A 10,529-nucleotide genomic window follows, 5' to 3' on the forward strand; every position below is an offset into this window, starting at 1 on the left:
CCAATCCAGACCACAAAATATTGGGGGAGCGCGTGACAATCCCCACCAGAAAACGTATAAGTTACCAAAATAATATAGGTACTAACGGCATGTCCGAAGACGCACAGGCACCACAAGAATACGGCGCAGATTCTATCAAAGTTCTCAAAGGCTTAGAGGCGGTCCGTAAGCGCCCCGGTATGTATATCGGCGACACCGATGACGGGTCGGGCCTGCACCACATGGTGTACGAGGTCGTCGACAACGGAATTGACGAGGCTCTGGCCGGTCACGCCGACCATGTGACCGTTAAAATTCATGCCGATTCCAGCGTTTCGGTCAGCGATAACGGGCGCGGAATTCCAGTTGATATTCACCCCGAAGAAGGGGTCTCGGCCGCCGAGGTCATCATGACTCAATTGCACGCGGGCGGTAAATTCGACAGCAACTCGTACAAGGTATCGGGCGGTCTGCACGGTGTGGGTGTATCGGTAGTGAACGCGCTGTCCGACTGGCTGGAGCTGCGCATCTGGCGCAACGGCAAGGAACACGTCGCGCGTTTTGAAGGTGGCGAAACGGCAGAGCACCTGAAGGTCGTGGGTGAATGCGGCGACCGCACCGGGACCGAGGTGCGCTTTCTGGCCTCGACCAACACGTTCTCGAACCTTGAGTATTCCTTTGAAACGCTGGAAAAGCGTCTGCGCGAGCTGGCCTTTCTGAATTCAGGCGTCCGCATTATCCTGATCGACGAACGCCCGGCGGAACGGCTGGAAACCGAGCTGTTTTATGAGGGCGGCGTCAAGGAGTTCGTGAAGTATCTCGACCGGTCCAAAACCGCTGCAATGCCCGAGCCGATCTATATCCAGGGTGAGCGGGACGATATCGGGGTTGAGATCGCCATGTGGTGGAACGACAGCTATCATGAAACGGTTCTGCCCTTCACAAACAACATTCCGCAGCGTGACGGTGGTACGCATGTGGCTGGGTTCCGTGGGGCGCTGACACGGACGATCAACAACTACGCGCAGTCCAGCGGGATCGCGAAAAAGGAAAAGGTCAGCTTCACTGGTGACGATGCGCGCGAAGGTCTGACCTGTGTATTGTCGGTCAAAGTGCCCGACCCAAAGTTTTCGTCGCAAACGAAGGACAAGCTGGTTTCGTCCGAAGTCCGCCCTGCGGTCGAAGGATTGATGAACGAAAAACTGGCTGAATGGTTTGAGGAAAACCCTAACGAAGCGAAGACCATTGTTGGCAAGATCATCGAGGCCGCGCTGGCACGTGAAGCCGCCCGCAAGGCCCGCGAACTGACCCGCCGCAAAACGGCGATGGATGTGAACTATCTGGCGGGTAAGCTGAAGGATTGTTCTGAGAAAGACCCGTCCAAGACCGAAGTCTTCCTAGTCGAGGGGGACTCGGCCGGTGGCTCGGCGCAGACAGGGCGGGATCGTCTGACTCAGGCCGTTTTGCCGCTGCGCGGGAAAATCCTGAATGTTGAGCGCGCACGCTTTGACCGGATGTTGTCGTCGCAGGAAATCGGCAACCTGGTGATGGCGTTGGGCACAGGCATTGGCCGCGATGAGTTCAACATCGAAAAGCTGCGCTACCACAAGATTGTCATCATGACCGATGCCGATGTTGATGGCGCGCATATCCGGACGCTGCTGCTGACCTTCTTCTACCGGCAGATGCCTGAGCTGATCGAGGGCGGGTACCTCTATATTGCGCAGCCGCCGCTTTACAAGGTTTCGCGTGGCAAGTCAGAGGTTTACCTGAAGGATCAAGCGGCGCTGGATGACTATCTGATCAATCAGGGCGTCGAAGGTGCAGTGCTGAAATTGGGCTCGGGCGAAGAGATCATCGGGCAGGACCTGACCCGTGTCGTTGATGAGGCCCGGCAACTGAAACGTGTTCTGGACGCTTTCCCAACCCATTATCCGCGTCACATTCTGGAGCAGGCTGCGGTTGCCGGAGCCTTTGTGCCGGGCGCCGTGGATGCTGACCTGCAGGGCGTGGCCGATAAGGTTGCCGCCCGCCTGGATCTGATTGCGCTGGAATATGAGCGCGGCTGGCAAGGGCGCATCACTCAGGATCACGGTATCCGACTGGCGCGTATCCTCCGCGGCGTTGAAGAAGTTCGTACGCTGGACGGCCCGATGCTGCGCTCGGGTGAGGCGCGCAAAACCGGCAGCTTCACGCAAAGCTTGCAAGAAATCTACAATACCCCTGCAACCTTGGTGCGCCGCGACCGGTCTCAGGTCATCCACGGTCCGCTGGATCTGCTACGCGGAATTCTGGAAGAGGGCGAAAAGGGCCTGTCACTGCAACGCTACAAGGGGCTGGGTGAGATGAATCCCGACCAGCTTTGGGAAACCACGCTCGACCCGGACGCGCGCACTCTATTGCAAGTGCGCGTGAATGACATGGTCGAGGCGGATGACCTTTTCACCAAGCTGATGGGCGATGTGGTCGAACCGCGCCGGGAATTCATCCAGCAAAACGCGCTGAGCGTTGAGAATTTGGACTTTTAAAGCTGTGTAGGGACGCGCATAGCTTTGCATTTCACCTAAAGGTTTTCATCTTTGGCCCAAAACCTTGGACGCGGCAACCTAAAGTCTAATAAACGGGGCTATCTTGCGGAAACTCTTGACGCAACCGATAGTTGTGCTTCTATCATCATGTGTAGTGCTGAAAAAATCGAGCGTGTTGCACAAATCGTTTCCGATGCGTAGTTGGTCCTTCGAATAGACTGTGGGCTGCCGGCCTGCCTTTCAAATTCAATGCGTCGCGGCGGGATAGGTTTGCGAAGGCAAAGTACCGGGTGACGAACTGGGCCGAATACAACGAGGCGCTCCGCCAGCGTGGTGACGTAACGGTTTGGTTTAGCGAGGACGCGGTGTCTGGATAGTCTGCCGAGCGCTCGGGCAAGCGCGGTGCTCTGCAACGGTACTCGAATCTGGCGATCGAGACCTGCCTGACCTTGCGCGTGGTATTTGGCCTGCCGCTTCGACAGACGCAGGGCTTTGTGCGCAGCCTGCTGCGGCTCATGGAACGGGTTCTCCCCGTGCCGGATTACTCGACGCTCTGCCGGCGTGCGCAAACGCTCGAGATCGTGCCTGACACCCGGACAGCCAGTGGCCCTGATTGTGGACAGCACCGGGTTGCGTGTCTGTGGCGGCCGCGACTGGATGCGGGAAAAGCACGGACTGCCAAAGGCTCGCAGAACATGGCGTAAACTGATATCGGGTTCGACCCGGAGAGCGGCAAGCTCGTCGCGTCACGCCTAACAACCGAGCATGTCGGAAATCCCGGCGCACTGCCTGATCTTCTTGCCGAGGTGGCCGGTACCGTTCACCGTTTCATCGCAGACGGTGCTTATGACGGTACACCAACCGCCGCAACGATCCGACAGGCTTTCGGTGCGGATGTCGAGTTGATCATTCCGCCTCCGAAGAACGCCGTTCCCGGAGAATGCGCCGCACGCAACGCCCAAATCGACATGATCGCCAAGGGCGGTCGTATGGCATGGCAGAAGGCCACTGGCTATGGCCAAAGATCACGCGGCGAAGCCCAGATTGGGCGTTACAAACAAGTCAACGGATCAGAGCTGCGCAGCCGCAAATTGGAGACCCAGACAACCGAAACCAAGATCGCTGTCAAAGCTCTCAACCGCATGACACATCTCGGTCGTGCGACCTATGAACGTGTCACATAACGAACCGGGGAAAGGGGCAAATGCGGCCAAAGCGCCATTCTTGCAACGCGGTCGTAGAAAGTAGACTTTGCAATATACGTGCTATCGCCTCTATTCGTCATCTAGTTCTATTCAACTAACACAGCGAAGACTTCGACCGGCTCCCTAATGCCCTTGATCTTTACTTCGCCCCTGCTTTCGGCTTCAAGCTCACCTTCAATTGCGGCCCAGGTTCGAGGGGAAATAAGAATCTCTTCATTATCCGCCATGTCGCAGAGCCGAGCAGCTGTGTTGATTGACGTTCCTGAGGCAGTGTAGTCGAAGCGACCTTCGGAGCCGACGATACCGACCGTTGCATAGCCGTAGGAGATCCCGATACCAAAGCCGAGCCGATGACCCAATTTTTTCCAGTCGGCGCAAAGTTCACGCATCTTTCCTCGCATTGCCACGGCCAGACGCACTGCGTCGCCCGCTGGATCATCAACAGTGATTGGATCGTTGAAAATGACCATTATCCCATCGCCAGCCCTCTGATCTACACCTCCTCCATACTCGTCGATCAAAATCGACATCTCCTGATGGTAGGCCTGAAGAACTTCGATGGTTTCTTCAGGCTCAGCGCTTTCACAAAAGGCTGTGAACCCACGCAAATCGCAGAAAAGGGTCGCGACAAGCGCGCGATGTGAAGTAAGCAAGCTTTCGTCACCGGAAGTCACGACCGCATCAGCGACAGCAGAGGGAAGGAAGCGTTTTAATCGGCCCATGCGCTCTATCTCCCCAACCTGTTGATCGACCCGCTGGCCCAGTTCCGCGTTCAAAGCCTCTAGATTTCTAAATTGGTTGGTGTTTTCGATTGCAATCACCGCTTGGGCAGCGAAGGTTTCAACGAGCTTGATCTGATCATCGGTAAAAGGCGCGACTTCGAGCTTATAGAGCGCAATGACCCCTATCGCCTTATTTCCCTGTTGCAATGGCACTTGTAAAACAGTGCGCATCCCTTCGAGATCCAAGGCGACTTTGATCTGGGGAACGTGCTCGGACAAGGATTTGGCTTCGCGAAGATCTGGAATATGCAGTACATGCTTTTCCTTCACCGCACGCACAGCATAACTTGCTTCATTGTCAAGCCGATGCGGCGTCTTCCTGAGGTGATCAATAAACGCAGATTGCGCCGCATTGCTCGCTTCGACCACAAGGTGTTCGTCGTTCTGGTCAAGTAGAAGCAGTATTGCGTGCGGCGCTGAGCAAAGCCGCGCAGCGTTTTCCAAGATCGCGCTAAAGACCGGCTGTGCGTCCGAACGGCTTTGACTTATGACGCTCAAGACCTCTCCAGTGGCCGCTTCGCGCTCAAGCCGCGTCTGGATTTCCCTAAACTGCCGCACATTTTCGATGGCGATTACTGCCTGCGCGGCGAACGTCTCCACAAGGTCGATATCGTCCTGGGAAAAAGGCGACACTTCAAACCGGGCGAGACCAAACGCGCCGATCACCTCTCCATTTTGAAACATCGGAACTGCCAAAAAGGTTCGAATTCCGTCCTGATCAACATGCGCCACGCGCTGCGGATCGCCCGCCAAATAGAGTGCGCTCTTCTTCATGTCTTCGATCTGCACAGGGCATTTTTTGCGAACTGCTTCAGCAAAACTCGTCTCACCGTTGAGCGCCCACTGCATGTCCCCGATCTGGGAATGCGCGAGTGCAGGACCGTGAGACGCAGTATAGACGAGATGCGTGCCAGCTTCGTTGATTAGCGCGAGCCCTGCATAGGAGGTGCGACAAAGTGCTGAAGCCCTCTTGAGAATTGCGTCAAAGACCGGGGCGTCATCGTCGCGGCTAGTCGATATAACTTCTAATACTTCAGCCGAAGCGCGCTCCCGTTCCAGCCGTGTCTGTACTTCGCGAAACTGGCGCACGTTTTCGATTGCGATTACAGCTTGTGCGGCAAAGGTTTCCACTAATTCAATTTCATCGGTGGTAAAGGCTTTCACTTCGCGTCGAAATAGTGTGATGCAACCAATTGCTTCGCCATTAAGCATAAGTGGAACACCTACGATGGTTCGCATGCCTTCCTTTTCAACCATCGCGACCCGGCCCGGATCACCTTGCCGGTAAAGGTCCGTTTCCACCAAGTCCTCAACCTCGACGATGGAAGCAGTCCGCATCGATTGGGCCGGGACTAAGTTACTGTCCGACAAACGGGTTACCTGTCCTACGCTCAAATGACGCAATCCTTCGCCGTAATGCGCTTCTAGCGTCCAATGACTACGGGTATCATTAAGGACGACCAGATTGGCCGATGGTGCGTTTGAAAGGCGCGCTGCATTTGCTACGATTGTTTCGAAAATTGGCGCAGGATCAGTCCGAGAAGCGCTAATCAAGCGCAGAATTTCACGCATCGCCGCCTCGCGTTCACGCAAAATTTCAGCTTCGGCATTCACGCTTTCTAAATCGGCAGTCACAATAACCTCTGATCGTCTACAACGAAGTCGCTTTAAATCGATAACACATTTTACGCCGCCGCTCGTTTTGCCGAGTTAAAATTCGACGGGCTTCGTTTTTCTTGTTTTGCTTGCCATCCACTGCGCTGCCCTAGATGGCCAGTTTTTTCGCGTCTCAGCTTTTACAAATCACAGTAATGAAAGCCCGCTTCGGGCTGGGGCAGTCATTTACTTGGAGCGCAAGATCGGCGGCGCTAAACCTTGGGTGAAGCCAACTATCCCTCTGCTGTTTCGAGTTTCCATGCCTCAAGTAGCCTGGGAAGAGCCACATCCCAATCCATGACACCTGTCCGTTTGGCCCAGTTATTATACTGACCAATCAAGTCAGCTTCCAATTCGGAGTTGCGGCCTCTCAAATCCGTCAACTCCGTGCGATCCGCTTCGATGTCATAGAGTTCCCAATCTTGTCCGTCTTGCCTGACAAGTTTGAATTGACCCAGCCGTACCGCCGAATTTCCTTCATGTTCGAAAAAGATAGGCTCTTCTCGTGACCAGTCCTTGCCGCAGAACAGGTCCAACAAAGATTGCCCTTGCAGGGGCTGAATTTCGTGACCGCCGACCTCGCCTTGGTACTGGCAACCCGTTGCCTCCAGGATAGTCGGCAAAATATCGACAACGTGGCAGGCGGCATGCACGTTTGCACCAGAGGCAAATCCTTTGGGCCAATGCGCTATGAGCGGTGTCGAAATACCGCCTTCATGGACGTAGTGCTTGAACAATCGAAACGGCGCATTCGAAACATTTGCCCATGGTTTGTTATAGCTCTGGTAGGTCTGGGCATCACCCGGCATCACGTCGGGGCGATTTCCCATTTCGATGTGACGGCCGTCATTTGTGGTATCAGGGAAGAACTTTGCCCATCCGTCCTCGGCCATGAATTCAGCGCAACCGCCATTGTCGGACAAGAACATGATCAAGGTATTTTCAAACTGCCCCAATCGCTTTAGCGCAGCGATCAGTCGGCCGATAGATTGATCCATCCGGTCTACCATCGCTGCATAGGTGGCCATTTTTCGTGCCTCCCAATCGGTATTTTGCTCGGTCTCCCAGGGATGAACGCCCGTGTCACGCGGAGAAATTTCCCAGTTTCTCTGAAACAGGTTCATGCTGTTCATGGTTTCGTGCCGTGCAGTACGGGTTGCGTCCCAGCCAACTGAATACACCCCGTCATAGCGCGCGATGTCCTCGGGATGGGCATGCAGGGGCCAATGCACTGCAGTATGCGCGAGGTAAAGAAAAAAGGGCTGATCTTCGGGCGTTTCCTCGATCATTCCAATCGCTTTTTCCGTGATCGCATCTGTGAAATAGAAATCATCCGGGAACGTCAGGACACGGCTGTCATCTTCGAGCATGTAATGCGGCGAGAAGAAGTGGGTGACGCCGTCGACAATGCCGTAAAAGCGATCAAACCCGCGCTGTCTCGGCGTCGGATGCTCAATATCTCCAACCCGCCAGCTGTCAACCTCGCGCGCCATGAAGTCTCCCGCGACATGCCATTTGCCGGACATCAAGGTCCGATAACCACCTGCCCGGAGGTGCTCCGCTATTGTGGCGCTGTCATTGCGTAAGAACCCCTGATATGCGGGCGTTCCCAGGTTGGCTCCCATGTGACCAACGCCAGCGTTGTGCGGGTACAGCCCGGTCAAAAGAGAGGCCCGCGTCGGACAACAGCGGGCGCAGTTATACATTGCCGAAAGTAACACGCCGTCACGGGCTAACGCATCGATGTTCGGTGTCCGGATTTCTGATCCGGTAACACCCAAATCCGCAAAACCCAGATCATCAGCCAAAATCAGAATCACATTTGGTCGTTTTCCTGTCGGCATTCGGAGGCTCCATAGCTGCATTTATGAGCTTACCTCACTTTTGCCGATGATCTTGTCCTAAAGCGACCCGACAATAATGGGGTAAGGGAGGTTGCGAACGACTGCCATTGGCACAAAGATTTCGAGAGCAAGAAGGGAAACGGTCCCGGATACCTGACCGAAATGCCGTGTCGCAAAGTGACGTGACCCGCTCAATGGTCCGTGCTAGTGGCCTTTTGAAAGGGCACTCCATGACAGCGGAACAAAAACTACAAAATCCGACAGCTGGTATTGCGTTTGTACTGATCGGAATATTGGCGATTTCTATCAATGATATGCTGATCAAATTCCTGTCTGGCGGTTACCCCTTGCACCAGATGGTGTTTACAAGGTCGTTGATCGGGATCGGGTTCAGCTTTGCCCTGGTCCAGATGGAGGGCGGTTGGCGCATCCTGAAAACCGATCAACCGGGACTTCACCTACTGCGCGGTATATTGATTGTCATTGCCAATCTGACGTTCTTTACAGCTTTGGCGGTAATGCCCCTGGCGGAAGCCACGGCTGTTTTCTTCGTAGCCCCCTTGATGATCACTTTGCTGAGTATCCCATTGCTTGGCGAAAAAGTTGGGCCGATGCGGATTGGTGCCGTTCTAGTGGGTTTTTTGGGCGTGGTGATCATGACCCGCCCATGGGAGGCCGGTGGCGCGCGTGAGGTTGGTCTGTTGATGTATGCACTGCCGGTTCTTGCTGCGTTTACCTATGCCCTCAACAACGTCATGACCCGGTTTCTTGGCGCAAAGTCCAAAGCCTCAGCAATGGCTATATACATTCAGGCGTGCTTTATCTTTGTCAGCCTTTTGTTTTGGTCAGTGGCGGGGGATGGGCGATTTGCGAACGAGTTTGAAAACGAAAGCCTGATCTTCTTACTGCGTGCCTGGGTTTGGCCCGAAGGATTTGACCGCTGGTTGTTTATTGGCCTCGGTTTCAACTCCGCAATCATCGGGTATTGCCTCGGCCAGGCTTACCGCATGGCAGACGCAGCTACTGTGGCGCCGTTTGAATATGTCGGTCTTCCCATGGCTATTTTCTGGGGATGGGTCATCTGGGGAGAACTCCCAAACCTTCCTGTCGGAATTGGCATCACACTGATCTTGGGCTCAGGACTGTTCGTCTTTTTGCGTGAGCGTCAGAAGAACCGGAACGTAGTCGCCAAAAAGAGAGTGCACCGTCGGTATTAGATGCCAAATCCAATCAGGCCAAATGCCGCTCATAAAATCCCTAGGATATTGATTTTCAATCGCCGGTGAAATGCCCGCGAAGAATGTCGCTGTTCGACATCTGAAGCTATCGGGGTGACTGTCAGTTGAGCGCTTCCAAGTCAGCGTTCTATTTTCATTGTCTGTTGTCGGTTTTCAAATTTGCTCAACATCAGTTCAACGCAAAGCGATCCCTGAGGCAAACGCTACGAGCAATCAGCGTTGGGCTGCTTGTCACTGGACCGATCCAAGACTCTATCAAGCTGTGACCAGTCCATGGTTCGCATCAGCTCTTTCATGGCCTCTGGATCTACTGATCTGTCTCGACCGCAATGTATTACGACGTGACGTACCAGCCAAATGCATGGGCTGGTGAGAGCAAATGATGCGGTAAGGCTGATTAACGTTTCGGTGCTCATCATGGGACTATATCACATCGTGGTCTTGATGTCCGGTCAGATGAATGCAGTACCAACCCTTTGTGATTACCTTTGGGCTGTTATTCGTTTCAAAGGGCCTGCCACAGAACTCAAGCCGCCGCCGCTAAAGTTTATTTTGGCGATCTATCGAAAGCGTACGAGCGAACCGCATTCATCAAACAGGGGTTGAACTTTGCCAATCAAAGTGCACTTTTGATTGAAGGAAAATGCGTGAATGTTGTAGGAACCATACAGAAACTACTGTAAATTGACCGCGTACTTTTAAGCGCGCAAACTTATTGGCAAATCGTGCAAAGTTATGCGCAAACGTAGCACAAGATTATGGGCGAAAACACCCGAATTATCTGAATGAAATCAATGATAGGAATGCAGCGCTATGGGCGCACCTACAGCTGTTTTAGGTGCGCCCATAGTTTTGCATTTCGCCCAAAGCTTGGGCGCACTAACCTTCAATTTTTTACCGTTAGAGGTTCCGTATCTTCGGGTCTCATTCTTGGCTGATTTCGCGGCATCGTCGTATTGCCGAGGAAGATTTCGAATAGCAGCCTCCTGCCCAAAGCGGGTATTGGTCACGGGAACAATGAGATTTTCTGGTTTATCGCCGCATGTTTTTGGTAGGCAGACATTCGCGTCACATGCAGCCATAAGAACCTCGCTCAAGGGAAGCGACATACGAGGGATATGGCGTTTGAATAGCTGGTCTCGACGGTTTCTGTCATGGTTGAAACTTACTACCGGCTAACTCTGTGGTGTTGATGAATGACTGGGATGCAACCTATCTCGAAGAGTTTAGGCTCAGGACCCATTGATTTCCGGCCAATGTCGTGATTCACGGCTTAAACAAACGAGCGGTGACATGT

At 53.9% G+C, this 10,529-nt stretch carries 6 protein-coding genes and 1 pseudogene; 4 read left to right on the forward strand and 3 right to left on the reverse strand.

Features of this window, described 5'->3' with window-relative positions; translation table 11 throughout:
* Positions 1-89 precede the first annotated feature (89 nt).
* The 3 genes and pseudogenes from gyrB to AC2FIT_RS16660 all read left to right on the forward strand — a co-directional run bounded on the left by gyrB (position 90) and on the right by AC2FIT_RS16660 (position 3,691).
* Positions 90-2,507, forward strand: coding sequence for a DNA topoisomerase (ATP-hydrolyzing) subunit B (gyrB, locus tag AC2FIT_RS16650; protein ID WP_496831150.1), 2,418 nt, complete (start codon positions 90-92; stop codon positions 2,505-2,507).
* Positions 2,508-2,902: 395 nt separating this feature from the next.
* Positions 2,903-3,211: pseudogene (locus AC2FIT_RS16655) on the forward strand (transposase); the annotation flags it as partial.
* 6 nt (positions 3,212-3,217) lie between these two features.
* A complete protein-coding gene (locus tag AC2FIT_RS16660) occupies positions 3,218-3,691 on the forward strand; it encodes a transposase (protein WP_496831162.1) in 474 nt (157 codons plus the stop codon).
* A 107-nt stretch (positions 3,692-3,798) separates the two neighbouring features.
* Here AC2FIT_RS16660 and AC2FIT_RS16665 read toward each other — a convergent pair whose 3' ends face one another.
* A complete protein-coding gene (locus AC2FIT_RS16665; RefSeq protein WP_496831151.1) occupies positions 3,799-6,108 on the reverse strand; it encodes a GAF domain-containing protein in 2,310 nt (769 codons plus the stop codon).
* A 275-nt stretch (positions 6,109-6,383) separates the two neighbouring features.
* Entirely contained in the window at positions 6,384-7,994 is a 1,611-nt protein-coding gene (locus AC2FIT_RS16670; RefSeq protein ID WP_496831152.1) for an arylsulfatase, read from the reverse strand.
* 230 nt (positions 7,995-8,224) lie between these two features.
* Between AC2FIT_RS16670 and AC2FIT_RS16675 the strand changes: the two genes are divergently transcribed.
* Positions 8,225-9,211 carry a DMT family transporter gene (locus AC2FIT_RS16675; protein ID WP_496831153.1) on the forward strand — a complete coding sequence of 329 codons (987 nt, stop codon included), beginning with the start codon at positions 8,225-8,227 and terminating at the stop codon, positions 9,209-9,211.
* A gap of 812 nt (positions 9,212-10,023) precedes the next feature.
* Here the strand turns inward: AC2FIT_RS16675 and AC2FIT_RS16680 are convergent.
* Entirely contained in the window at positions 10,024-10,329 is a 306-nt protein-coding gene (locus AC2FIT_RS16680; RefSeq protein WP_496831154.1) for a hypothetical protein, read from the reverse strand.
* Positions 10,330-10,529: the final 200 nt, after the last annotated feature.

The sequence above is a fragment of the Ruegeria sp. YTSA135 genome (assembly GCF_059610165.1).